The 25,966-nt window shown below is 40.9% G+C and carries 20 protein-coding genes and 3 pseudogenes; 6 read left to right on the forward strand and 17 right to left on the reverse strand.

What is annotated here, in order from left to right; all coding sequences use genetic code 11:
* Window positions 1-124: 124 nt before the first annotated feature.
* From PNIG_RS11760 to pspA, 8 genes and pseudogenes are all read right to left on the reverse strand, one after another.
* Entirely contained in the window at window positions 125-469 is a 345-nt protein-coding gene (locus PNIG_RS11760; protein WP_011328700.1) for a 4a-hydroxytetrahydrobiopterin dehydratase, read from the reverse strand.
* Between the two features lie 39 nt (window positions 470-508).
* Window positions 509-1,306: a phenylalanine 4-monooxygenase gene (gene phhA / locus PNIG_RS11765; protein WP_011328701.1), complete on the reverse strand. Its 798-nt coding sequence runs from the start codon at window positions 1,304-1,306 to the stop codon at window positions 509-511.
* 238 nt (window positions 1,307-1,544) lie between these two features.
* Window positions 1,545-2,726: a methionine gamma-lyase gene (gene megL, locus PNIG_RS11770; protein WP_089368560.1), complete on the reverse strand. Its 1,182-nt coding sequence runs from the start codon at window positions 2,724-2,726 to the stop codon at window positions 1,545-1,547.
* A gap of 157 nt (window positions 2,727-2,883) precedes the next feature.
* Window positions 2,884-3,909 (reverse strand): YcjF family protein, encoded by a 1,026-nt coding sequence (locus tag PNIG_RS11775; RefSeq protein ID WP_011328703.1) that lies wholly within the window; start codon window positions 3,907-3,909, stop codon window positions 2,884-2,886.
* Window positions 3,906-5,327 carry a YcjX family GTP-binding protein gene (locus PNIG_RS11780; RefSeq protein ID WP_086997937.1) on the reverse strand — a complete coding sequence of 474 codons (1,422 nt, stop codon included), beginning with the start codon at window positions 5,325-5,327 and terminating at the stop codon, window positions 3,906-3,908. The genes PNIG_RS11775 and PNIG_RS11780 overlap by 4 nt, the downstream gene beginning before the upstream one ends.
* 56 nt (window positions 5,328-5,383) lie before the next feature.
* Window positions 5,384-5,785, reverse strand: a pseudogene (pspC, locus tag PNIG_RS11785) (envelope stress response membrane protein PspC).
* Complete coding sequence (gene pspB, locus PNIG_RS11790) at window positions 5,782-6,015, reverse strand: envelope stress response membrane protein PspB (RefSeq protein WP_089368561.1); 234 nt, start codon at window positions 6,013-6,015, stop codon at window positions 5,782-5,784. The pseudogene pspC and the gene pspB overlap by 4 nt, the downstream one beginning before the upstream one ends.
* An 85-nt stretch (window positions 6,016-6,100) precedes the next feature.
* Complete coding sequence (gene pspA / locus PNIG_RS11795) at window positions 6,101-6,760, reverse strand: phage shock protein PspA (RefSeq protein WP_041454499.1); 660 nt, start codon at window positions 6,758-6,760, stop codon at window positions 6,101-6,103.
* Between the two features lie 185 nt (window positions 6,761-6,945).
* Here pspA and pspF point away from each other — a divergent pair, with 185 nt between their 5' ends.
* The 6 genes from pspF to PNIG_RS11825 are packed head-to-tail and all read left to right on the forward strand — an operon-like array spanning window position 6,946 to window position 13,355.
* Window positions 6,946-8,031 (forward strand): phage shock protein operon transcriptional activator, encoded by a 1,086-nt coding sequence (gene pspF, locus PNIG_RS11800; RefSeq protein ID WP_086997934.1) that lies wholly within the window; start codon window positions 6,946-6,948, stop codon window positions 8,029-8,031.
* Window positions 8,032-8,079: 48 nt separating this feature from the next.
* Entirely contained in the window at window positions 8,080-9,687 is a 1,608-nt protein-coding gene (locus PNIG_RS11805; protein WP_011328709.1) for an ABC transporter substrate-binding protein, read from the forward strand.
* Window positions 9,687-10,721 (forward strand): ABC transporter permease, encoded by a 1,035-nt coding sequence (locus PNIG_RS11810; RefSeq protein ID WP_089368562.1) that lies wholly within the window; start codon window positions 9,687-9,689, stop codon window positions 10,719-10,721. Before PNIG_RS11805 ends, PNIG_RS11810 begins: the two co-directional genes overlap by 1 nt.
* Window positions 10,708-11,601 (forward strand): ABC transporter permease subunit, encoded by an 894-nt coding sequence (locus PNIG_RS11815; protein WP_011328711.1) that lies wholly within the window; start codon window positions 10,708-10,710, stop codon window positions 11,599-11,601. The genes PNIG_RS11810 and PNIG_RS11815 overlap by 14 nt, the downstream gene beginning before the upstream one ends.
* Window positions 11,602-12,594: a peptide ABC transporter ATP-binding protein gene (locus PNIG_RS11820; protein ID WP_089368563.1), complete on the forward strand. Its 993-nt coding sequence runs from the start codon at window positions 11,602-11,604 to the stop codon at window positions 12,592-12,594.
* Window positions 12,594-13,355 (forward strand): ATP-binding cassette domain-containing protein, encoded by a 762-nt coding sequence (locus PNIG_RS11825; RefSeq protein ID WP_011328713.1) that lies wholly within the window; start codon window positions 12,594-12,596, stop codon window positions 13,353-13,355. Before PNIG_RS11820 ends, PNIG_RS11825 begins: the two co-directional genes overlap by 1 nt.
* A 314-nt stretch (window positions 13,356-13,669) precedes the next feature.
* Here the strand turns inward: PNIG_RS11825 and PNIG_RS11830 are convergent, their stop codons facing one another.
* From PNIG_RS11830 to tig, 9 genes and pseudogenes are all read right to left on the reverse strand, one after another.
* Window positions 13,670-14,644, reverse strand: coding sequence for a transposase (locus tag PNIG_RS11830; RefSeq protein ID WP_089368564.1), 975 nt, complete (start codon window positions 14,642-14,644; stop codon window positions 13,670-13,672).
* A gap of 90 nt (window positions 14,645-14,734) precedes the next feature.
* Window positions 14,735-14,860, reverse strand: a pseudogene (locus PNIG_RS11835) (transposase); the annotation flags it as partial.
* 257 nt (window positions 14,861-15,117) lie between these two features.
* On the reverse strand, window positions 15,118-17,019 hold the full coding sequence (locus PNIG_RS11840) for a SurA N-terminal domain-containing protein (protein WP_089368565.1): 1,902 nt from the start codon (window positions 17,017-17,019) through the stop codon (window positions 15,118-15,120).
* A gap of 171 nt (window positions 17,020-17,190) precedes the next feature.
* Window positions 17,191-17,499: pseudogene (locus tag PNIG_RS11845) on the reverse strand (HU family DNA-binding protein); the annotation flags it as partial.
* A 170-nt stretch (window positions 17,500-17,669) separates the two neighbouring features.
* Window positions 17,670-20,030, reverse strand: coding sequence for an endopeptidase La (gene lon / locus PNIG_RS11850; RefSeq protein ID WP_011328718.1), 2,361 nt, complete (start codon window positions 20,028-20,030; stop codon window positions 17,670-17,672).
* 195 nt (window positions 20,031-20,225) lie between these two features.
* Complete coding sequence (gene ltrA / locus PNIG_RS11855) at window positions 20,226-21,500, reverse strand: group II intron reverse transcriptase/maturase (RefSeq protein WP_089368512.1); 1,275 nt, start codon at window positions 21,498-21,500, stop codon at window positions 20,226-20,228.
* 781 nt (window positions 21,501-22,281) lie between these two features.
* Complete coding sequence (clpX, locus tag PNIG_RS11865) at window positions 22,282-23,565, reverse strand: ATP-dependent protease ATP-binding subunit ClpX (protein WP_011328719.1); 1,284 nt, start codon at window positions 23,563-23,565, stop codon at window positions 22,282-22,284.
* Between the two features lie 132 nt (window positions 23,566-23,697).
* Entirely contained in the window at window positions 23,698-24,315 is a 618-nt protein-coding gene (gene clpP, locus PNIG_RS11870) for an ATP-dependent Clp endopeptidase proteolytic subunit ClpP (protein WP_011328720.1), read from the reverse strand.
* Window positions 24,316-24,479: 164 nt separating this feature from the next.
* Window positions 24,480-25,784 (reverse strand): trigger factor, encoded by a 1,305-nt coding sequence (tig, locus tag PNIG_RS11875; protein ID WP_011328721.1) that lies wholly within the window; start codon window positions 25,782-25,784, stop codon window positions 24,480-24,482.
* Window positions 25,785-25,966 lie beyond the last annotated feature (182 nt).

Genomic DNA, 25,966 nt, shown 5'->3' on the forward strand with positions numbered 1-25,966 from the left:
GGGCTAAATAATCCATATTGGCCTCCTAGCCTAAGCTCCCTGTGTTTGGCCTTTTATTTTCCCTAAAAAGCAAAAAGGCACTTAAAAATAAGTGCCTTTGTTGGTTTGCTCAATTAGTTTGGTATTACAGCGCGTTAAATACGTCATCTGTTTTAGCGGCGCAAATAAAATCGTTTTTGTGTAGTCCCTTAATTGAATGGCTCCACCAAGTAACTGTTACTTTGCCCCACTCGGTTAATAAACCTGGGTGATGGCCTTCGTCTTCAGCCATGTCGCCTACTTTGTTAGTAAACGCAATAGCTTGTTTAAAGTTTTTAAATTTGTAAACACGCTCAAGCTGCATAATGCCATCGCGTACTTCAGGTACCCAATCAGGGATTTTGGTAATTAATTGCGCTAGCTCTTCGTCTGATACTTTTGGCGCATCGGCATGACAGGCTTCGCATTTTTGTGCACTTAATGAAGACATTTTAAATCCTTATCTTTAGCGTTACTTTTTATATTAAAGTTAACTAGCTAATTTTTCTTTTGGTGAAAATTTTGGGTCGTGCAAGCCAAGTTCTTTTGCTTGTTCAACCAAAGCCATTATATCCATTTGCGATATATCAAACAGATCATGAATCGAATTTATGGTGTAGTACTGCGGTTGCATAATATCAATTCGGTACGGGGTACGCAGCACATCTAATACACTCATTGGCGTAATTTCTGGCGTGCTTGAGTATACGTACTGGGTTTCTCCTGGGCTTGATAAAATACCACCGCCGTATATACGCAAACCATTATCGGTTTGCATTAAACCAAATTCAACGGTAAACCAGTACATGCGCGCTAGGTATACACGATCTTTTTTCTCTGCCGCGTAGCCAAGTTTTCCGTATTTATGCGTAAACTCTGCAAAATCAGGGTTAGTAAGCATAGCGCAGTGACCAAATATTTCATGAAACACATCGGGTTCTTGTAGGTAATCAAACTCATCCCGGCTACGAATAAAAGTCGCCACCGGAAATTGCTTATTGGCCAGTAACCGAAAAAACTCATCAAAGTCGATAAGTGCCGGCACTGGCGCTACTTGCCAACCGGTAGTGGCTAGCAGTACTTCGTTTAGCTCACTAAGTTGCGGAATACGATCGTGTGGCAGGTTTATTTTTTTTAAACCTTCCATATATTCGTTACAGGCTTTGCCTTCAATGCACGCAAGTTGGCGCGCTACGAGCTCAGACCAAATTTTATTTTCTTCATCGCTCCAATGTATAACGCCATTTTCATCTGGTGTTTTGGAGGTGTATTTACTTGCTTTAGCCATTAGTACCTTCTTTGGGATTAACCCGAAACCGGTGTCAGGGTGATACCCAAGTAACTTGGATACCGATTGCAGCCATACTATGCAAAAGTGAACAAAAGTTTAATAGCTTGGGCTACATCTGTATTAGCCACGATCAGCCATCTTGTACACTTAAAATTACACGCAAGTAAATAATTTAAAACAACCTAGCAATTACAAGCTTTAAAGATGCAAAATATCGTACACAATTAAATACACTCTAATTTATTTGAGTAAATGCCTGATGAAGATCAGCAATAATATCGTTAACATCTTCAAGTCCAACCGAAAGCCTAATTAATCCATCGCTAATACCTGCAGCGAGTCTTTCCTCTGGTGTGTAAGGTGAATGGGTCATAGAGGCTGGATGTTGAATAAGTGTTTCAGCGTCGCCTAAACTTACGGCAATTGTACAAAGCCGCATACTATCAATGAATTGCGCCCCCTGCTGCAAACTACCTTTTAGCTCAAAAGCAATAACACCGCCTGCCGCTTTCATTTGTTTGCCAATAAATTTATATCCAGGGTGCGATTTAAGCCCAGGATAGTAAACTTTACTTACTTGTGGGTGCGCTTCTAAGTATTCGGCAATTGTTTGTGCGCTGATACAGTGGCGCTCAATTCTTATGGCGATGGTTTTTAAACCTCTATTAATAAGCCAAGCATCGTGCGGGCTTATAGTGGCGCCAATGTCTTTAAGCACCGTCATTTTTATTAGCGTTATATGCTCCATAGATCCACATACAATGCCCGCTACCACATCGCCATGGCCGTTTAAATATTTGGTAGCACTGTGTACTATAATATCGATACCGTACTGCTTAGGTGATTGTAGTAATGGCGTTAAAAAGGTGTTGTCGACCACGCTAATTAAGTTGTGCTGCTTTGCAACGGCGCCAATTAATGCTAAATCGATAACCGCCATAGTGGGGTTAATGGGCGTTTCTACAAATATCATTTTTGAATTGGGTTTAATTGCAGCGCGTAGTTCATCCTCGTTGGTCATATCAACAAAGGTGACTTCTATTCCCCAGCGCGGCAACATGTGCGAGAAAAACGCAAAGGTACACCCATATAAAGCACTCGATGCAATTAAATGATCCCCTTGCGATAAAAAGCTAAGTACTGAGGCCGATACCGCCCCCATACCAGTTGCCGTTGCTGCAGCCGCTTCACAGCCCTCTAATTGCGCTACTTTTTGTTCAAGCTCGGTAGTAGTTGGGTTGCCTAGGCGGGTATAAATATAGCCCGGCTCATCGCCAGCAAAACGTGCTGCACCTTGCGCTGCATTTTCAAAATGAAAAGTTGAGGTTTGATACAAAGGAGAAGTGAGTGCGCCGTGAGGGTCGTTTGCTTTTTGCGGGCCGTGAATACATTGGGTGTTTATATGATGCTTGCTCATTGAATACTCTCTTATTTTGATTGTTATTGGGTATTAGCCTTCAATCAAAACGTATGGGCATTCAAAGCACAAGCATCCCGGATGCTCAGATGGCTACTTGTGCAATATTTATACTTTTAGCTGTACATAAATATTGCCAAGTATTTCTTAATACTGCTTATTCCGTTGTCTCGGGCTTTTTACGGCTAATAATTTTACTAGCAATATTTTGTACCGTACTTTTTAATAAATTGCGTTTATTTTCAAGCCGAGGTAATGGGCGGCTTAGTTCCATTGCTTTGTAGCCAATGCGCGCGGTAAATATACCGGCACTTAAGCCCTGTGCTGCTCGCCCTGAAAGCTTACCTAATAACTCGGCGCTTAGCGCGGTTGCAGCTAAATCAGAAATAAGCTCGGCACTGCCCACAAACATTACTTGCTTTATTAGCATGCGATACAGTTTTATGCGACTTGCGTAACCAAAACCAATCCCGTAAATTTTTCCTATTTGCTCTATTAACTTAGTACCACGCCACAGCACAGCCATCATATCCACCAGCGCCAGCGGGCTAAGCGCAACTAGTAACGCCGATTCAGTTGCAAAGCGATTAATTAGCTTTTTAGCTTGGGTATCTTGCGTTATTAATAAACTATTGGCGTACAGCGTCATTATTTCTTTATCGCTGTGATGCGTTGCCACTTGATTTTTAAAAGTTTCAAAGTTATCAAGTTGCTGATGTTTATTTAGTTTTTCAAGCCAAGGTAATGCGCCGCCTACTTGCTCGCTATTTAACAGCCTGTCGGCTTCATGGCGATGTAACTGGTTACGTTTTAAACTGCGCAGCATTCGGTATTCGCGCCATAATAAGCGCCCGATAAGCAACACCCCACTCACTACAGCGGTTAAATATATACTGCCTAAAATAATCGACTGTTGAAAAGCCAGTACCAATGAAAAAGCGAACTCTAGCAATACCAGCACTATAAAACTAACAACAAAAATGCCTTTGAGCGTTTGCCATTTTGACTTTTTATATACTGGCGCTAGGTCAATTTCTGGCTCTAGCGCTTCGTCATTATCTTCTTGGTAATCACTTTGTCCATGTTCAATTATTTTTGCAGGCGCCAATTCAGGTTCGTTTTGCTCCATACTCTGGGTATTTATACGACGTCCTGCTTGAAACTCTTGGTTTGATTCACTCATGCTAACTTGTCTCCTAACAGGTACTGCATCACATGATCTAATCGAATATGTTTTAACTGCTTATCTGGGCTTGGCATTGGCGAAAACGATAAAAACTCGAACCCTTGCGCTGGCCATTCACTTTTATTAAGCATTCTATTAGGCGGCTGTGGCGGTAAGTAGGTTAGCCAATCAGGCTCGTTAAGTGGCTTGCCATAAATGCAGTCTAGCGTTTGGCCTTTGTCGGTTACTTGGCGCGGCTGTGTTGCGGTAATTGACGACATAGCCATGGTTTCTATTTGCACACCATCAAACTTTAAATGATTACTTTGCTCGTGCACTAATGAGTCGAGTAATAGTGCTAAATCTTTATGATGCTTAGCGGTTATATGATCTGATTTATTAGCGGCAAATAATATTTTATCTATATTAGGTTTAAATAAGCGTTTAAAAAAGCCCGATTCACCATAACTAAAGTGCGCCAATAACTGATTAATAACACTACTTTGCTCTTGCAAGGTTGCATGCCCTTCGTTTAAGGCACTAAGCACATCCACTAACACTATTTGGCGATCAAAATGGCGAAAGTGTTCGTTATAAAAGGGCTTTACAACCTCTTTAACGTAGGCGTTAAAGCGTTTAATTAAATGCGCTAAGTTAGAGCCTGCAACTAGGTTATTACTATTTATCTCACCCGATACTGGAAAAAACAATAGCAATGGCGCGCCTTGTAAATCGCCTGGCATTAACATGCGCCCAGGTTGCAGCATAGCTAATTTAGTGTCTTTTTTAAGCCCTACCAACATGCTTTGATAAAGCTGTGCAATATGCGCAAGTGCGCTTTCATCTACCGGCGCATTTAGGTCGAGTTGCTCAACGGCTGTTAAAAACTCACTTGAGGTATGCACCCGCAAATGCTGCGTTAATAGCGGATATTGCAGCTCGCACCACTGTGCATAACTTTGCTCCAGCATAGGTAAATCAAGCAACCACTCGCCGGGGTAGTCAATAATATCTAAATAAAGTGTTGATTGCGGTGAAAAATGGCCACGCAGCCCAGCGTTACTTTGATACTTAATAGCTAAACGCAGCGTATTTATGCGCTCGGTTGAAGGCGGCCATGTTGGCTCGCCGTCACTGGGGAGTAACGCATTTAATGCTCGAGTATAATTAAATGTGGGCACTTTAAGCGCCTCTTGCGGCACTACTTTAGTGGCAATGTGACGGCGCTCGCGCATTACATCAAAAAAAGGCAGGTTTTTATCACTCGCTTGGCTTGTTAAGTGTTTAACTAATGCGGTAATAAACGCTGTTTTGCCGCTGCCACTCAAACCTGTTACAGCCAGTTTTACATGCTGATCTAAGCTGCGATGCAATGCTTTTTGTGCTTTGCCTTTAATACTGGTAAAGGTCTTTTTTGCAAATGAAGTACGACTCATAATGGTTTAGCACTTCACTTACTGTTTAATGTGTAGTTGCCGTGCTATTAAATCCTTTAAAGTTTGTTAATTTCACGGCTCACCGTAAATTCAGTAGAAGTAACATAGCGTTCTATATTTTGTAGGCGCGTATCTACGCGTGTTAAACGCTATTTTAAGTCTTGCAATGCGCGGCGCGGTGGCTCGCCTTTTTGCCATACTTTAAATTTCACTTCTAGCGGATCGCCATAGTTAGTTGAATTTGTTTTATAGGCGCTAGTGGGTTCTTTTTTATCTAAAATAAACCAGGCTGCAATATACGCTACCACAAATAAAGGGCCGCCAGTTAGTAATACCGCACTAACAAATATAATACGAACTAACCATAATTCCATATTAAAATAATCGCTTAGCCCAGCGCATACGCCGGCTATTTTTCCGCGCTGCGGATCTCTTAATAATTCACGTTTGGTACTCATACTTTACGCCTCCACTGTGGCGACTCTTGATCAAGTAATGCTTCGAGTGTTTCAACTCGCTCTGCCATTTTTTCAGCCTTTTGAGCAAGCTCTAATAACTGGCGATGCTCGTGTTCACTTAACCCTTGGCTTACTTGTTTTTTGCTACGGTAGTGCAATATTAACCACAATGGCGCTACAAAAATCATAAATAAAATAAATGGTGCTACGAGTATTTCTGGATCAAACATAACCCTCTCCTGACTATCCGTATTAGTGTTTTAAGTAGGGGCACATGGGCCCCTTATATTATTATTGGTATGCGTTAGCTATACGTTACTTATCTGCTAGCTTCTTTTTAAGCTCAGCTAACTCATCGTCTACCTTTTCGTTTTTTTGCAGTTCGGCAATTTCATCTGCTAAGGTTTTTTTGCCTAAATCGTACGACTCTATTTGAGATTCTAGTCCATCTATTTTAGTTTCGTAACGCTCAAAACGATTAAGTGCATCTTCTACCTTTGAGCTATCAAGTGCTTTTTTAACTTCAAGGCGCGACTCAGCCGAACGCTGACGTAATATAATCGCTTTTTGACGAGCTTTAGCATCTGCTAGCTTTTCTTGTAGCGTGGTTACTTCTTGTTGTAACTTTTCGATGTGTGAGCCTACATGCTCAAGTTCACCCTCGACTGAGGCTACAGCTTCGGCTGACTTTTGCTTTTCGAGTAAAGCGGCACGTGCTAAATCGTCACGATCTTTGCTTAGCGCTAGTTCAGCTTTGTCTTGCCAATCATTCATTTGCGCTTTAAGTGTATCAACGCGACGTACTAATTCTTTTCGCTCAGCGAGTGTTTTAGCTGACGTAGAGCGAACCTCTACCAAGGTGTCTTCCATTTCTTGAATAATCAGACGAACCATTTTTTCTGGGTCTTCTGCTTTATCTAAAATGGCATTGATATTAGAATTAACAATGTCTGCAAAACGTGAAAAAATTCCCATAACATTTACCTCTATAATTTAAACTTAGTTTGTCTGCTATAACTGTATCAATATGCTTGCCAACTTTATAAAAGTTAAAATACATAATTTATTCATAGAGTTAAACTCAAATTACAAATTACTTTAGTTATCTCCCATTATGAAATACACTAACTGTTAGTAAAAATGACTAAGAGTTAGGAAATATGAGCCAATATCGCCAACAAGATAACTTACTCGGCCAATCTGATAGCTTTTTATCGGTACTTGATCAGGTATCGCAGTTAGCTAACCTAGATAAACCAGTGCTTATTATTGGTGAGCGTGGCACAGGTAAAGAGTTAATTGCAGCACGTTTACACTTTTTATCTAAACGTTGGGATCAAAACTATGTAAAGCTCAACTGTGCGGCGCTTAACGAAAACCTGCTCGAAAGTGAATTATTTGGCCATGAAAGTGGTGCTTTTACTGGCGCTAGTAAACGCCACGAAGGCCGCTTTGAACGTGCAAACAGCGGTACTTTATTTTTAGATGAGCTAGCAAACACCTCCGAAATGGTACAAGAAAAATTGCTACGCGTTATAGAGTACGGTGAATTTGAGCGTGTAGGCGGTAAACAAACAATAAAAGTAGATACGCGTTTAGTGTGCGCTACTAACGAAGATTTACCTTATTTAGCACAGCAAGGTGAGTTTAGAAGCGATTTGCTCGACCGCCTGGCTTTTGATGTAATAACCCTTCCCCCACTGCGTGAACGCCAAGGCGATATAATGCTGCTTGCAGAGCAGTTTGCAATGAATATGGCGCGCGATTTAGAGTGGCAATTGTTTAGCGGTTTTACCCGTAGTGCCACAGAAACACTGCTTAGTTATGATTGGCCTGGTAATATTCGAGAGCTAAAAAATGTGGTTGAGCGCAGTTTGTATCGCCATGGGAGTGAACAGATCCCCGTTCATCAGATTATTTTAGACCCATTTGAAAGCCGTTTTAGGCCAAAACCACGAGTAAAGCCTACTGCTTTTGTTAATAATAACATTAATACTCCTGAGCCAGCGGTTGCCGCAGCGCCGGTTGCTCAAGCACTACCAAGTGCAGCGCCTATTAATACTGAGTTTCCATGTAGCTTAAAAAAACTCTCTAACGACTTTGAAATTTTAATGATTAACAAAGCTTTAGAGCATAGCCAATTTAATCAAAAGAAAACTGCAGAAGTACTGGGTTTGACGTATCATCAATTACGTGGCTATCTGAAAAAATATAACTTGCTATACCCAAGCGACACCAAGGGGTGAGTTTCAGTTTACTTAGTTATAGTTCAATAATAGTTAGAGGTTACGCAGGTGCATAAATTATTACTTGCTTTGCTATCAACCAGCCTTATAGGGTGTATAGATAGTAAAGAAGAAATCTTAAAAGAAAAAAACCAAGGCTTAGTTTATTGCGCTGAAGCAAACCCTGTGTCGTTTAATCCGCAGGTAACAACGACAGGCTCAACTATAGATATTATTGCCAATCAATTATACGACCGCCTAATTAGCATTGACCCTGTTACTGCTGAATTTCAAAGTGAATTAGCCACCGATTGGAAAACGAGTAAAGACGGTAAATCGATTACTTTTACCTTACGTAAAGACGTAAAATTTCATACCACGGCGTACTTTACGCCGTCGCGGGATTTTAACGCCGACGATGTTATTTTTACTTTTAGCCGCTTATTTGATGTTTATAATCCGTATCACTTTGTTGGCGATGCTAATTATCCTTACTTTCAGAGTGTAGGAATTGATCAGCTTATTCGTAAAATTGTACGTGTGTCTGACTATCAAGTACGGTTTGAGTTGTTTAATGCCGAAAGTAGCTTTTTAGCCAATATGGCCACCGATTTTGCTGTTGTATTGTCACAAGAATATGCCATGCAACTAAAAGCCAGCGAACAAACCAATTTGTTTGATCACTACCCAGTAGGCACAGGCCCGTATATTTATAAAGAGTATAGGCGCGACCATTTAGTGCGCTTTTATAAAAACCCAGTTTATTGGAAACACGACGTGGTACTGGATCAATTGGTTTACGACATTACCCCTAACGGCACCACGCGTATAGCTAAAATGCTCACCAAAGAATGTGATGTCACCGCTCATCCAAGTAGCGCGCAATTGAGTATTTTAGCCCAGCGCGACGACATTAATGTAGAAAAAGAAACCAACTTAAATATTGGCTACTGGGCATTTAATACTGAGCGCCCCCCTTTTGACGATATACGAGTACGACAAGCACTCGCTCATGCAATTGACGTAGATAAAATAATGCAGGCTGTGTATTACGGCAATGGTATTCGCGCTCAATCAATTTTACCACCCACCTCGTGGGCGTTTGAACCACAAGCTAACATTCCAAATTTTGACCCTGCTTTAGCCAAAAAATTACTTATTGAAGCTGGCTTACCTAATGGCTTTAACATGAACATTTGGGCCATGCCAGTGAGTCGTATTTATAATCCTAATGCCCGTAAAATGGCCGAGCTAATGCAAAGTGATTTACGTAAAATAGGGGTTAAAGTGAGTATTATAGAATACGAATGGAATACCTTTATTCAGCGTGTTGGCGAGCACCGACACGACAGCGTACTGCTTGGCTGGGCTGCCGATACGCCCGACCCTGATAACTTTTTTAGCCCTTTGCTAAGTTGCACGGCCACCTTTAGTGGTAAAAATGCCGCAAATTGGTGTAACCCACAATTTGACTCTTTACTTAACCAAGCGCTTAGTACAACCGATATAGCACTGCGTAAACAATATTATGACGCTGCACAAAGCATGATTATTAATGAGCTACCTTTAATACCAATAGCCCACGGCATGCGTTTTCAGGCAAGCAGTGCTGATGTAGAGGGCATAACGCTCGGCCCATTTGGTGCTATTTCGCTTGCTAATGCGAGGAAAAAATAATGCGCTTAGATTATATTTTACGCCGCATTGGTTTATTTGTTTTTATGGTATTAATGCTTAGCGTTTTTACTTTTTTACTGAGCTTTTTATTTCCTGGCGATGCATTAAGTAATTTAAGCGGTATTCCCAGTAATAACTTTGCGCAACACACCCAGTTAGAAGATAAGTATTTATATAATAGTAATTATTTTATGCAATATATCGCTTTTTTAGGGCGTATATTGCAAGGTGATTGGGGACTGTCGTTTGCCTCTGGAGATAGCGTGTTTTCGCAAATACTCGACTTAATTCCTGCCACACTCGAGCTTAGTATATACGCGCTGTTTGTTTCGGTTGTTATTGGTGTTCCTACAGGCATATTAGCCTCTGCTTATTATAAACAATGGCCCGATAAGCTTATTTCCTCTACCACTATGATAGGCTATTCCATGCCTATTTTTTGGTTAGCATTATTACTCATTATGCTATTTTCATTGCAACTGGGTTGGTTTCCAATGTCAGGAAGAATGAGCTTACTCTATGAAATACCACCCACTACTGGCTTTATTTTAATTGATATTAGCTTGGCAAGCTTTCCGTACCAGGGCATGGCTTTTATTGACGCCTTACACCACCTTACCTTGCCTACCATAGTACTGGCTATGTACCCCACTACGGTATTAATACGCTTTACTCGCGAATCTATGCTTAAAGTAATGGATCAAAACTTTATTAAAACAGCGCGCGCAAAAGGCCTTAATCGCAGGCAACTTATAATGCACCATGCGCTGCGTAATGCATTGTTACCGGTAATTAAGCAAATTGGTTTACAATTTAGCACGCTTATTACGCTGGCAATGATCACTGAAATTATTTTTTCGTGGCCTGGGATTGGCCGCTGGTTAATTGATAGTATTTATCAGCGTGATTACCCCGCTATACAAGGTGGCTTAATGGCGGTTTCTTTATTTATTATTTTTGCCACCATAATCGCAGAGCTAATTTATACTCTATTCGACCCACTCTCACGGAACCAAGCTCATGGCAAAGTTTAACTTATTTTCTGAAGAGTCGAATAAATCGCCCCTAGCACGGCTGTGGCGAAAATTTAAAACCAACCACCCTGCACTCGTTGGTTTATGGGTGTTTATTGCTTTTGCTTTACTGGCCGCCAGTGCACCTTTTTTAGCCCCTTATGGGGTTAATCAGCAACATAGTGATGCCTTACTTATTCCGCCCTCGTGGCGCGAAATGGGTGACGTACGTTTTCTTTTAGGCACCGACGATTTAGGCCGCGATGTGCTTTCTAGATTAATGAACGGCGCAACGTATACATTTGGCTTATCAATTATTGCAGCGTTTTTAACCACTGTCATTGGCTTACTCGTAGGCACTTTTGCTGGTATTAGTCGTGGGCTTCGCTCCAGTTTTTTAAATCACTTACTGGATATAACGCTTTCTATTCCGTCGTTGTTGCTGGCAATTATTATTATAGCGATATTAGGCCCAGGTTTAATGAATACCGTATGGGCAATTATTTTGGCACTGCTGCCGCAATTTATTCACTCTATTCGCAACTTAATTGTAGATGAGCTGAGTAAAGATTACATCACCGCTTATCGGCTCGATGGCGCCTCTAATTGGCATATATTGTCGCGAGGGATTTACCCTAATATATATGAATATATAGTGGTTATTTTTACCATGGCGCTCTCTACTGCTATTTTAGATATAGCCGCTTTAGGTTTTTTAAAATTAGGCGCGCAACCACCTACAACCGAATGGGGTGCAATTTTAGCCGAAAACCTCGGGCTTATATATTTAGCCCCCTGGACTGTAGCCCTACCAGGCGTACTGTTGTTTTTAGCGGTACTGTCAACAAACTTAGTAGGCGATGGACTTCGCCAAGTTTTACAAGCGCGTAAGGCTGATTAAATGCAATTACTTGATGTTCGAAACTTAACCATTGAATTACATACCTCTGAAACCGTTATTAGGGCCGTAGACAGAGTGAGCTTTAGCTTAAAAGAAGGCGAAGTACATGCTTTGGTGGGTGAATCTGGTTCTGGGAAGAGCTTAATCGCCAAAGCAATTGTAGGAGTGCTTAATGAACGCTGGGTAATAACAGCTGATAGAGTGCATTGGCGCGAGGTAGACTTAATGCGTTTAACCCCAGAACAACGCCGTAAAGTAGTGAGCCAAGACATAGCAATGATCTATCAAGATCCGAGTCGCTGCCTTGACCCTACCGCTAAAATATTTGATCAAATAGCCGAAACCTTACCTGAGGTAGCAAGTAAAGGGTTTTTCTTAAAGCGTAATCGCGAGCGCAAAGACAGAGTAAAAGCACTTATTCATAAAGTCGGTATTAAAAACCACGAAGAAATACTTAGCAGCTACCCCCACGAGCTTTCAGAAGGGGTGTGCCAAAAAGTGATGATTGCTATGGCAATTGCGCGTACGCCAAAATTATTAATTGCAGATGAGCCCACCACCGCACTTGAAAGCACCACCCGTGCACAAGTATTTAGATTGTTAAAAAGCTTAAATCAGTTAAAAAACATGTCTATTTTAATGATTTCTCATGAGCTAGAAGAAATTGTTAACTGGTCGCATACTATTCATGTTTTATATTGTGGACAAATGGTTGAAGCAGGCCCAACGCATCGTATTTTTAGCCAACCACGCCACCCTTATACGCAAGCACTACTAAAAAGCCTACCCGATTACGAACATGGTTTGGCGCATAAAGAGCCTTTTTACGCGCTTAAAGGCACCATTCCTACGCTGCAACATTTACCAATTGGTTGTCGGTTAGGGCCGCGTTGCCCGCAAGCACAAAGAGAATGTGTTATTGCGCCAAAGCTAACTAAACACCAAGGGCATAGTTATGCGTGTCATTTTCCGCTGATCAAGGAGATGAAATAGTGCAACCCTTACTAAAAGTACAAGCATTATCAAAAAGCTTTAATTTACGGGCTGGATTATTTAGCCGTAAAAAATTTGCAGTACTTAAAAATATTTCGTTTAGTGTTGGCAAAGGCGAAACCATAGCCATAATTGGTGAAACGGGTGCCGGAAAAAGTACCCTAGCAAAATTACTTGCCGGAGCCGATAGCGCTGATAGCGGGCAAATTTTACTCGAAAACAACATAATCGAAAATAACGGCATTCGCGATCCACAATGTCGCCATATCAGAATGATTTTTCAAGACTCAGCAACCTCGCTAAACCCGGCACTGACTATTGCCGACATGCTCGATGATTGCCTGCAATTTAATACCGATTTTGACAAACAACAACGCGCCGAAAAAATAGACAGCACCATGTTAAAAGTGGGGTTATTAGTAGATCATCAACAATATTATCCGCACATGTTCAGCATAGGGCAATTACAGCGTGTAGCGCTTGCTCGCGCACTTATATTAGATCCTAAGGTCGTTGTACTCGATGAAGCACTTTCATCTCTAGACCCCTCTGTACGCGCACAAATAGTTAATTTATTACTAAAGCTACAACTTGAAACCGGATTAACCTATATATTAATAACCCATCACCTTAGTTTAGTCCGCCATATTAGCGACCAACTGGTAGTACTAGAACGAGGCGAAATTGTTGAATACGGCCCCACCGAAGCAATATTCCAAAATCCCCAATCGAAAATAACGCAAAAATTATTGAGTTGTTGATGAGAAAGTCCAAGAAAAAACTAACTTCAATACGTAAAAGAGTACGCGTTTAGGTTTGATTTAGAACATAATTAAACCTGAACGTCTGAAAAACTAAAATGTTAAAAAATTAAAATGACACCCACTCTAATTATTAATCCCTTCAGTCTTTATCTAAACAAACATTGCTAGGCTTAAAAGCATCCTTAATTTTTAAAACACCTCTGCTTATTCAGATAACGTTGTATTTAACTGCTTTTTATTCATTTTTAGGCATGCGAAATACTGTGCTTTCACAGTGAGAGGGAATTACGGAGAGTTTTTGAAGTAAAATTTTAAGCCAGTAGCTTTTCGCAGTTACTAACGTTGGTGCGCCGCTTTCTGTTTAGGTGTTCGCAGTATCCTTCGTGTGACGCTGGGCGACCTACTGCACCATGAAATACGCGACTAAATTGTGTGGTGAGTTTTAGCCAGTTTTCGGGGGTAATGTTTACTCTTTGTAACAGGGGTAAAGTGGTACTCTCAATATGGCCTTTCTTGCCTTCGCGTATACAACGCCCGGTTAATTCTACTAGTTCAAGGTAAGATTTAAGCGCAAATGGTAATCCTTTCGCCATGTGCTTTTTTGATTTACCTGAAAAGCGCAGGAGTTGCTTCGGTTGCTTACCTGCAGTGGCACTTTCAATGCGTATTTTTACGCTGGTATGCTCTGATGTTTCTGGTGTTGTTGCTGCCTTTGCTCTTATTGGGTTTAAGTCAACATATGCCATACAGGCGATTAATGCGGCTTCATCTAAAAGGGCTTGTGATTTAAAACGTCCCTCCCAAAACCGTCCGGTACAGTTATCTTCTTTATTAGCTCTGCGCGCAATGTCTTCATTTAATAAGCGCATAAACCAACTGATATTAGCTAAGCGTTCTCGGTATTCACTGATTGTTTCATTTAGAAAGAGCCATTCAATTTTACTTAGCTCTTCACCTTGCAGATATTTGTTAGTGAGAACAGTGCCTTTACAAAGCCTGTGCCACCGCTGAATAATGGCTTTATCGGTTAGTCGCTTGGCTTTTTTATCATCAACATAGAGTACCAAATGAGTGTGGTTGCTCATTACTGCATATGCGCACACATCGATACAAAATACGTTAGCGAGGGCAAGTAATTTGCTTTCAACCCACCCTCTGCGATGTTCATACGATTGATTAGTAAAGTTGTCTACGCCGCATAAAAATGCACGGCGTACACAGCGCGAAATACAGTGGTAGTATTTTGTATCGACCAAACTAACCTGACGTTTTCTTGCGATAGCCATGTGACACCTTGCTTAATTATTGCACTAACCAGAGCTTAGTTAATTACACTGATATTACAAATATTAAGATGGGTGTCTGCATTAAAAATAATGTTCATACGATTGATTAGTAAAGTTGTCTACGCCGCATAAAAATGCACGGCGTACACAGCGCGAAATACAGTGATAGTATTTTGTATCGACCAAACTTACCTGACGTTTTCTTGCGATAGCCATGTGACACCCTGCTTAATTATTGCACTAAAAAGAGCATAGTTAATTACACTGATATTACAAATATTAAGGTGGGTGTCTGCATTAAAAATATTTCAACTGTAAACCTAAATACCAAATTCGGTTAATCACTTACTGATATCTGGCACCTTCTTTTAGTAATAACTGCTCTTACTCATAACTACTTTTCCTAATAGCTGCTTTTTTACAAACAAAAAAGGCGCTTTAAAAAGCGCCTTTTAATTATTTAATTACGAATTTCACTCTGCGGCTTGCGCTACATTTGGTAAGTTAATTTTCGCTTGAGCTTTTAATGACTCAATAAACACCATGTAGTTTTTGTTTGCTTGTGCCATGGTAATGTTTTGCTGAATTTGTGGATCAATATTATCTGCAACTTCAGCGTTCGTTACCGATTTAAGCGCAACAATCGCAGCATCACCATTATTTAAATTAACTAGCTCAACGATTGCTGAATCAGTTGGGTGAGCCATTTTAAATGTTTGCGTCACAATAGCTGGCGAAACAGTATAGCTCTGACGCGTTAACTGCGCTTCTTGGCGAACTGTTAGGTTTTGCTCAGCGGCAACGTCATTTAAGCTCTTGCCTGCTTGTACTTCTGCAAAGAGTGTACGGGCTTTTTCTTTAGCAAGCGCTGATGTTTTCTCGTTAACTAAGCTGGCTTTAATTTGTTCGCTTACATCGCTTAGTGCTTTAGTGGCAGCTGGCTCATGTTCATTAACACGCACCACAATAACATGCTCATTACCTAACTCAATCAGCTCTGAGTTTACTTTATCTTCAAGTAAATCAACTGATGTTAATGCTGTAATAACTGCAGGGCTGTTTAACGGCTCTGGTAGCTCATTTAGCGCTACAAGTGGAGTAGACTTAATCTCTACACCCGCGGCTTCTGCTGCATCAACTAAGCGGTCTGAAATTTCAAACGCAAGCGCGGCCATTTCTGTTTGCTTTTCGTAAAATGCATCTACTTTTTCAGCTTTTTCTAGTTCTGCACGTAAATCTGCTTTTACATCATCGTAGGCTTTTACTTGCTGCGCCTGTAGGTCGGTTAGTTTAATAATGTGGTAACCAAATTCTGATGCTATAACGTCTGAGTAGTCACCTTTATTTTCGAGCGCAAATGCTGCGTCTTCAAAAACAGGATCCATTACATCACGTTCTATCCACTCTAAATCGCCACCCATTTCGCCACTTACAATATCATCAGACGATGATTCTGCTAGCTCGGCAAAATCAGCACCTTGATTTAATTGCGCTAATAAAGACTCTGCTTTTGCTTTAGCTGCATCATCGTCTTCACTGTTATCAATTAAAATATGCGAAACACGACGCTTTTCAGGCTCAACGTATTGCGCTTTACTTTGTTCGTAATAGGCTTTTACGTCATCTTCAGTTACTGAAGCAACTGTAATGTCTTGCGCTTTTAGCTCTATGTAATTAACCGATAAACGCTCAGGAGATAAAAACTGGCCGCTATTTAATTCATAGTAATCAGCTATTTCTTGCTCACTCACTACAACACTGTCTTGCATTGCTTCTTTATTAACTACTAGGTAGTCAATGCTGCGCGTTTGTTGTTGTAGAGCAATGGCACTCTCAAGTTCATTTTTTAGCGCAAAATCACTTCCCGCAACAGCAGATACAAGCTGGCTGCGTGTCATGTCTTTACGTAAATACTCGCGAAATGAGTCTGGTTGAAAGTTCATTTGACGAATAACTTGCAAGTAACGGTCGTTGTTAAAGCTTTCACCAATTTTAAAATAAGGTAATTCTAAAATGGTTTGTCTTACACTTTCATCGCTTACACGAAGGCCTAACTCTGCCGCTAGTTGAGTTTGCAGTTCTTGTTGTACTAAACGGTCAATTACACCTTGGCGTATTTGCGCCATGTAATTTGGATCGGCTGCAATTTGGGTAAAGTATTCACCAAACTGTTGCTCTAATCGGCCTCGTTCATTTTGAAACGCACGATTAAATTCGGTTTGACTAATTTTAATACCATTTACTTCAGCAACAGGTTGTTCTGTGGTTTGACCTAGGTAACTACCAATTCCTGCTAAAGCAAAAGATAAAATCACGGCGCCTAAAATTACTTTGGCTATAGGTCCTTGCGAACCTTCTCTGATTTTCTCAAGCATTTGTTTATCTCTTTTCTGAGCAAGGTTTTTACCTTGTCATATGTAAAAAAAGCGTATCTTACCAGATACGCTTTTTCACTTGAAGTAACTGGCGGTAAAGTTACTTAATTCATCTTCTGTGGTCATTAAGTATTTTTACACTCGCCACAACTAATGTGTTTAAAACAGTGATTAGTTTACTGCGTCTTTTAGTGCTTTACCTGCTTTAAATGCAGGGATAGTTGCAGCAGCAATTTGAATTGTTTCGCCAGTTTGTGGATTACGGCCTGAACGTGCAGCACGGTCACGAACTGAAAAAGTACCAAAACCAACAAGTGCAACTGAGTCGCCTTCTTTAAGTGCGCCAGTAACTGATTCGATAAATGAATCTAGTGCACGACCTGCAGCCGCTTTAGAAATGTCAGCATCAGCTGCGATTTGATCGATTAATTGAGATTTATTCACAATATCATCCTCTTTAATTGTTGTTATCAAGAGCGATTGTTTTTTACTAACATCACTGTTTTGAAAATTTAGAGCAAACTATTATGCTCATACGATTATATTTTTCTTAAGCCTAGTAACCATAAGGGCTAGGCTTGAAAACCAGTGCTTAACTTATCATACCGTTTAGATTTGAAAAGCCCCTAAAAGCACTTTTTTAGCGTTTTTTATCGGTTTTTCGGCGTTTCGACTGAAAAACTATCAACTGGGTGCACTAAAGCAAGTTTTAATACTTCATCAATCCATGTAACTGGGTGAATATCGAGGCCAGCCAATACGTTGTCTGGGATCTCTTTTAGGTCACGTTCGTTAATTTTTGGAATAATAACCGTTTTAATACCGCCGCGATGCGCTGCTAATAATTTCTCTTTTAAGCCACCAATTGGTAGTACTTCACCACGCAATGTAATTTCGCCTGTCATGGCAACATCGGCACGTACCGGATTACCAGTTAAGCTCGACACTAAACCAGTTACCATAGCAGCACCTGCACTTGGACCATCTTTAGGCGTTGCGCCTTCTGGTACGTGTACATGAATATCGCGCTTTTCATAAAAATCACTGTTAATACGAAACTCTTCCGCTCGGTTTCGTACTACTGTCATGGCTGCTTGTATCGACTCTTGCATTACATCACCTAATGAGCCGGTATAGCTAAGCTTACCTTTACCTGGTACTGCGGCGCATTCAATAGTTAGCAAGTCGCCGCCCACTTCAGTCCATGCAAGGCCTGTAACTTGGCCAATACGGTCGCCGTCTTCTGCTTTACCGTAATCAAAGCGTTGCACCCCTAAAAAGTCCTCTAGGTTGTGCTCATCGATAGTGACTGTTGTGGTGTCTTTTTCGATTAAAATATTTTTAACCGCTTTACGACATAGTTTAGATATTTCGCGCTCTAAATTACGTACACCCGCTTCACGCGTGTAATAACGAATAATACCGGTAATGGCACTATCGGCTATCTCAATTTCATGCTCTTTTAAGCCATTACGCTTAACTTGCTTGGTAATTAAGTGCTGTTTAGCAATATTTAGTTTTTCATCTTCGGTGTAACCCGACAAACGAATAACTTCCATTCGATCTAGTAACGGCCCTGGAATGTTAAAGCTGTTTGATGTAGCAACAAACATCACATCCGACAAATCGTAGTCAACTTCTAGGTAGTGATCGGCAAAATGACTATTTTGCTCAGGATCTAACACCTCAAGTAATGCAGATGCGGGATCACCACGCATGTCTGATGACATTTTGTCGATTTCATCAAGTAAAAACAATGGGTTTTTAACGCCCACTTTTGTCATATTCTGAATCATTTTACCTGGCATTGAGCCAATGTAAGTACGACGATGGCCACGAATTTCAGCTTCATCACGTACACCGCCAAGCGCCATACGAATATACTTACGGCCGGTAGAGCGTGCAATAGATTGACCTAAAGAGGTTTTACCCACACCAGGCGGCCCTACTAGACACAAAATAGGCCCTTTAAGCTTGTTAGTACGTTGTTGCACCGCTAGGTACTCTAAAATACGTTCTTTAACTTTTTCTAAGCCGTAATGGTCGCTATCAAGTATTTTTTGCGCGCCAGCTAAATCTTTTTTAACTTTTGAGCGTTTTTTCCACGGTACACTAATTAGTGTATCTATGTATGAGCGCACTACACTGGCTTCTGCCGACATTGGCGACATCATTTTTAGCTTACTTAACTCAGCCGTCGCTTTTTCTTTTGCTTCGGTTGGCATGCCCGACTCTTCAATACGCTTTTTCAGCGCTTCAAACTCATCTGGCACATCATCAAGTTCACCGAGCTCTTTTTGAATCGCTTTCATTTGCTCATTGAGGTAATACTCGCGCTGTGATTTTTCCATTTGCTTTTTAACGCGGCTACGTATTTTTTTCTCAACTTGCAGTAAATCTATTTCGCCTTCCATTAGCGCCATTAAGTATTCTAAGCGTTCGGTAACACTTGAGGTTTCTAATACTTTTTGTTTTTCAGGCACTTTTAATGGCATATGAGCTGCCATGGTATCAGCAAGGCGCGCCGGATCGTCAATCCCCGAAACCGAAGTAAGTACTTCTGGTGGGATTTTTTTATTGAGTTTTACATAGCCTTCAAATTGGCTAATTGCGCTGCGAATAAACACATCTTGCTCATGCTCATCTATTGATTCTGATTCAATAAACTGCGCATTAGCTACAAAAAATTCTTCGCTATCAATAAATTCTTCAATTTTTGCGCGCTGCGTACCTTCTACTAAAACTTTTACTGTACCGTCTGGTAACTTTAATAACTGAAGTACAGTGGCAATAGTACCAACACGATAAATATCATCTTGCTCAGGCTCATCTACGGTTGCATCTTTTTGGGCAACCAAGAAAATTTGTTTGTCTTTATCCATTGCCGCTTCAAGGCATTTTATTGATTTTTCACGGCCTACAAAAAGCGGGATCACCATGTGCGGATATACCACTACATCGCGCAGTGCTAATACTGGGATTTCGACTCGATCGGTTCTCTCAAGCGTCATTATATTTCTCTTTGCACTTCATTTATTTTAAAGATTACTCAAGTATATGGGGATAACCTAATTAAAGTTCAACGATTTTCCCGTACTCAATTAAATTAATTATATCGAGTAGGGTGAGGCTTTTGCCTCATCCCTCTCACAGAACCGTACGTACGGGCCTCGTATACGGCTCCTGTATTCTTCTATCCCTTCGGCTTATTTTCTAAACGCCGATTGAGCAAGCCATCCTGTACTTACTTTTTCCATTGAATATAAACCTTGCTCCTCAAACCATTGGTTTGGCATCGCTACATTCGATAATGGACTTAGAGAGTTTCGCCATGAGTTCATTTTGATGAACTTAAATGGCGGCTTTTTCCCTAATTGTTTTAGTCGCTTATGCAACCTCGCTGGGTTTTTCCACAACCTTAACTGAATTGCCCTTAATCGTCGTCTCACCCACCTTGCCAACAAATTTAGCACTCGTTTACAATTGGCTATACTGAAATAATTTACAAAGCCGCGCACCACTGGATTGAGTCTTTTTATTACTTCAATTAAGTTCATGCCACTATTTCGCTTTGTTAATCGTTTAACTCTTTGTTTAAAGCCTTTGAGTTTTGTGGCTTGGATACGCGTCCAATTACTGCCTATCTCCACTCCCAAAAATTTTACGCCTTCACTACTATGCGCTATGTGCGTTTTCTTTTCGTTGACTGTTAACTTTAAGCCTTTTTCGAGTATCTGAGTCGCTACTGTGAGTGCATTCTTGGCTGCTTTTTCTGTGCAGCATAAGATCAATATGTCGTCGGCGTACCTCACTATTCTGTGATTTCGCTTTTTCATTTCTTGATCAAATGCATCTAGGTAGATATTCGCCAACAGTGGACTGATAACACCACCTTGTGGACTTCCTAGCTCACTCGCTTCCCAATTATTGCCTATCATTACTCCGCTTTTTAAAAACTGTTTGAGCAGTTTTAAGATGCTACCGTCTGTCACTTTGCTTTTGACGCTGCTTATGATCAAGTCGTGATCGAGTAGGTCAAAACACTTCGACAGATCCATATCAACCACCCACTCACGGTGATATTTACGAATAAATACCGTGGCTTTGCTGATGGCGTCATGACAACTTCGTTTCGGCCTGTACCCATAACTTGATGGGTGAAAGTCGATGTCGAAGAGCGGTTGGAGAATGTTCAATAGTGTTTGTTGTACTATGCGGTCGCGAACTGTTGGAATTCCCAGCAGTCTCACACCACCATCATCTTTCGGTATTTCTATCCGTTTGACTGGCTGTGCGCGATACTGCTTGCTTTGCAGTTCACCTTGCAGTTGTTTCAAGTTTTCTTCTAAATTCAAGGCGAACGCGGCTATGGACTGCCTATCTATTCCGGCCGCTCCTTTCGCTGCTTTCACTTTTTTGAATCCCTTGTACAGGTTATTAATATCTAATAATTGCCCATACAAGCTGTAGTAAACTGTCATCAATTGCCTTTGCTTACGGTATGTCTGTCGTTTCACATTGATGTATAGTGGTGTTCTTCATGAGGACATTAGGTGTGCTAGCCGAATGGCAATCTGCCTAAGTGGTCGCTCATTACTCCCATGCTCGGCCTTCAGTTCTCAGCGTCCACATTCCTGCTTAGCCGTCATCTCTTGCCTATTTCCGTCGAAATACATGTGAGCCTATACGTCGATACTCCTGATTTTCATACACTTAAAGAATACTTCCCCCCTTCGCAATCAATTAAAACTTTTGATTAAAATTGACCCTATCAAACATTCTGTTGATAGTCGGCTTGGTTTTGTCCTCCACACCATTACTGGCTTTCATCGGCCTAGCCTTACTCACTACTACGGGTTCATCTGCCACCTCACACCGACGTTAAACCTTGGGTTTCCCCTTGAGTTTAGGCCACTTATTTACACTAAGTTTAGATGCCAGGCTTCCCCAGTTACTGCACTGGCTCCCTGTTAGAAATCCCACCCTCAAGCACAGTATTGGTCTGACTAAGTATAGGGCGTTGCGCTATTTTGCACGCTGACCCACCAATACTGCCGAAACAGGTTACGGTTAGTTGTGTACCTCTAACTTCTTATGGCTTCCTTCAGACCCCACCGTTGGCCAGTGACGCCCTTGCCATTCAGATTATCTTCCCCTTAGTCAGGGTAATAAGGCATCTTTCAGCCTATCGGGTTTGCCAGCTTCGCTGGGCAAACAAAAAAAGGAGCCTTAGGCTCCTTTTTAAATCAAATAGCTTAAAAACTACTCAGATGCTGCTTTATCTTGATTATTATTTTCATAAATCAAAATTGGGTCTGATTCACCTTTAATTACGGTTTCATCTATAACCACTTTGCTTACATTATCCATAGAAGGTAGCTCATACATAGTATCAAGTAATACACCTTCAACGATTGAACGCAAACCACGAGCACCTGTTTTACGCTCCATTGCTTTGTGGGCAATTGCAGCTAAGGCATCATCGCGAAACTCAAGCTCAACATCTTCCATACCAAACAATACTGAAAACTGTTTAGTAATGGCGTTTTTAGGCTCACTTAAAATTTGTATTAGTGCAGCTTCATCAAGTTCAGTTAATGTAGCAACTACCGGTAAACGGCCGATAAACTCAGGGATCAAGCCGTACTTAACTAAATCCTCTGGCTCTACGTCTTTAAATGTATCACTTAAAGAACGGCTCGCTGCAGACTCTTTAACATCAACACCAAAACCAATACCGGTATTTTTATGGCTACGTTGCTCAATCACTTTATCAAGACCTGAGAATGCGCCACCACAAATAAACAAGATTTTAGACGTATCTACTTGTAAAAACTCTTGCTGTGGGTGCTTACGGCCACCTTGTGGTGGAACCGAAGCTATGGTGCCTTCTATCAGTTTAAGTAGTGCTTGTTGCACGCCTTCGCCTGATACATCACGCGTAATTGACGGGTTGTCTGATTTACGAGAAATTTTATCAATTTCATCTATGTAAACAATACCACGTTGTGCTTTTTCTACATCGTAATCGCATTTTTGTAACAGCTTTTGAATGATGTTTTCAACATCTTCACCCACATAACCCGCTTCGGTTAATGTGGTTGCATCGGCCATAGTAAACGGCACATCTAATAAGCGTGCTAACGTTTCTGCTAGTAATGTTTTACCACTACCTGTAGGACCAATTAATAAGATATTACTTTTACTTAGTTCAATATCTTGCTTAGTCGACTGATTACGTAGGCGTTTGTAATGGTTGTATACCGCTACAGACAATACTTTTTTAGCATGGTCTTGGCCAATAACATAGTCGTCTAAGTGTTTACGAATTTCTTTTGGTACAGGTAGTTTGTCAGAGGCATCGTGCTTAGGCGCAATGTCTTTTATTTCTTCTCTGATAATATCGTTACACAACTCTACACATTCATCACAAACATATACTGAAGGGCCTGCAATTAATTTGCGTACTTCATGTTGGCTTTTGCCGCAAAAAGAACAGTATAACAATTTACTACTTTTGTCGCCGTCTGTAGGAGTGTCAGACATTCAGCTACCTCATTTTATACGTTGGCCACCAAATTGGTCGATGGCTATTTCAATACGTTTTAACTATACCAAAATTTAATTTTTTCGCATAGTAACTCAAAGTGGCAAACAGCCTAGCTGTTTGCCAAACGCTTACTTGCTAGCGCGATTTTTAAATACTGAGTCTACAATGCCGTAATCTACAGCTTGATCAGCACTCATAAAGTTATCACGATCAGTGTCTTTAGAAATCACGTCTAATGGTTGGCCTGTATGCTCAGCCATTAAGCGGTTTAGCTTGTCTTTAATAGACAGGATTTCTTTGGCATGTATTTCAAAGTCAGATGCTTGACCTTGGAAACCACCTAATGGTTGGTGGATCATTACGCGCGAGTTCGGTAGACAAAAACGTTTGCCCTTTGCCCCAGCGGTAAGTAAAAAAGCACCCATGCTAGCAGCTTGACCTACACAAATTGTACTTACATCTGGTTTAATGAAGTTCATTGTGTCGTAAATTGCCATACCCGCAGTAACCGAACCACCTGGTGAGTTTATATATAAAAAGATATCTTTATCTGGGTTTTCTGATTCTAAGAACAACATTTGCGCTAAAATCAGGTTTGCCATGTTGTCTTCAACAGGACCCGTTAAAAAGATAATACGCTCTTTTAATAATCTCGAATAAATGTCATACGAGCGCTCGCCTTTAGGTGTTTGTTCAACAACCATAGGGACCAATGCGTTTAGGGGATCTGTAATACCAATATTCATACTTATTTAATTCCTTATGCGCTTATACTTGTCCTTATTAAAGAAAAGCATAGTTATCATTTTTCGCAAATTAAGAACCACAAACTAAAATGGCCCGAGCACACTGCATAAACAGAGTAACACGAGCCATTTAATCGTTAGCGAGCACTTAAGTCAATGACTTATTAAGCACCTTGCTGTGGATTCATGATGTCGTCAAATGCTGTTTCAACGTCAGTCACAGTTGCTTTAGCTAAGATAGCCTCAACAGCTTGCTCTTCCATTGCTACATTACGCATTTGCTGCATAAGTTGATCATTCGCTTTGTAGTATTCTACTACTTCAGTTGGATCTTCGTATGCAGAAGCTACCGTTGCGATTAATGCTTCAACTTTAGCGTCGTCAACTTTAATCTCGTTAGCTTTAATCACTTCACCTAATAAAAGGCCAGTTTTAACACGTGTTACTGCTTGCTCATGGAACAATTCAGCAGGAAGCTCAGGCATGTTTTGCGCATCGCCACCAAAACGTTGAGCAGCTTGCTGACGTAATGCGTCAACTTCTTGATCAACTAGTGCTTTAGGCACTTCAATTTCGTTGTTCGCTAAAAGACCTTTAATAGCTTGATCTTTAACGTTAGCTTTAACCGCTTGGTCTAGCTCACGTGTCATGTTCTTTTTAACTTCAACTTTAAGCGCGTCAACACCACCTTCGGTAACACCGAATTTAGTTGCAAATTCTTCGCTTAATTCAGGTAACTCTTGCGCTTCAACTTTTTTCACTGTGATAGTGAATTGAGCCGCTTTACCTTTTAAGTTTTCAGCATGGTAATCATCAGGGAAAGTTACATCAGCAATTGCTTCTTCGCCTGCTTTTTTACCTACGATATTATCTTCAAAACCTGGGATCATACGACCTTGGCCAAGTTCTAATGGGAAGTCTTCAGCTTTGCCGCCTTCAAATACTTCACCGTCGATAGTACCTACAAAATCAACCGTTACACGGTCGTTTTCGCCAGCAGCTGTATCAACTTCAGCCCAATCTGCGTGTTGCTTACGAAGTGTTTCTAGCATGTTAGCTAAATCTTCGTCAGTTACTGTTACGGCTGGTTTTTCAACTGTAATTTTGTCTAAACCTTGAACTTCAACTTCAGGGTAAACTTCAAACGTAGCCGAAAACTCTAAATCTTTACCAGCTTCAAGTGCTTTTGGAGCAAATGTTGGTGCGCCAGCTGGGTTAATTTTTTCTGAAACAATTGCTTCATAGAAATTACGTTGCATTACTTCGCCAGCAACTTCTTGACGAACTGCTGGTCCAAAACGCTTGTTAATTACTGATGCTGGAACTTTACCAGCACGGAAGCCATCAATACGCTGCGTTTTTGACAGTTGTTGTAAGCGTTTTTTTACTTCATTCTCAACGTTCTCTGCAGGAACGGTGATGGTCAGACGGCGCTCAAGGCCTTGGGTCGTCTCAACAGAAACTTGCATGATTTACCTCAATCTTCAATTTTGGCGACTGTTCGCCTTCTTTACACACAAAGTCATCTTTAGGAGTCTTGATAAAATTTAAACCTTTGTGGCTTAAAAACATTCGTCGCTACCACCAGATACCATTGCTGCTCTGCCCTGCGGGCACTATATTAAAATAATAGACGCGGCATTATAACGTA

Source organism: Pseudoalteromonas nigrifaciens (assembly GCF_002221505.1).
Taxonomy (GTDB): domain Bacteria; phylum Pseudomonadota; class Gammaproteobacteria; order Enterobacterales; family Alteromonadaceae; genus Pseudoalteromonas; species Pseudoalteromonas nigrifaciens.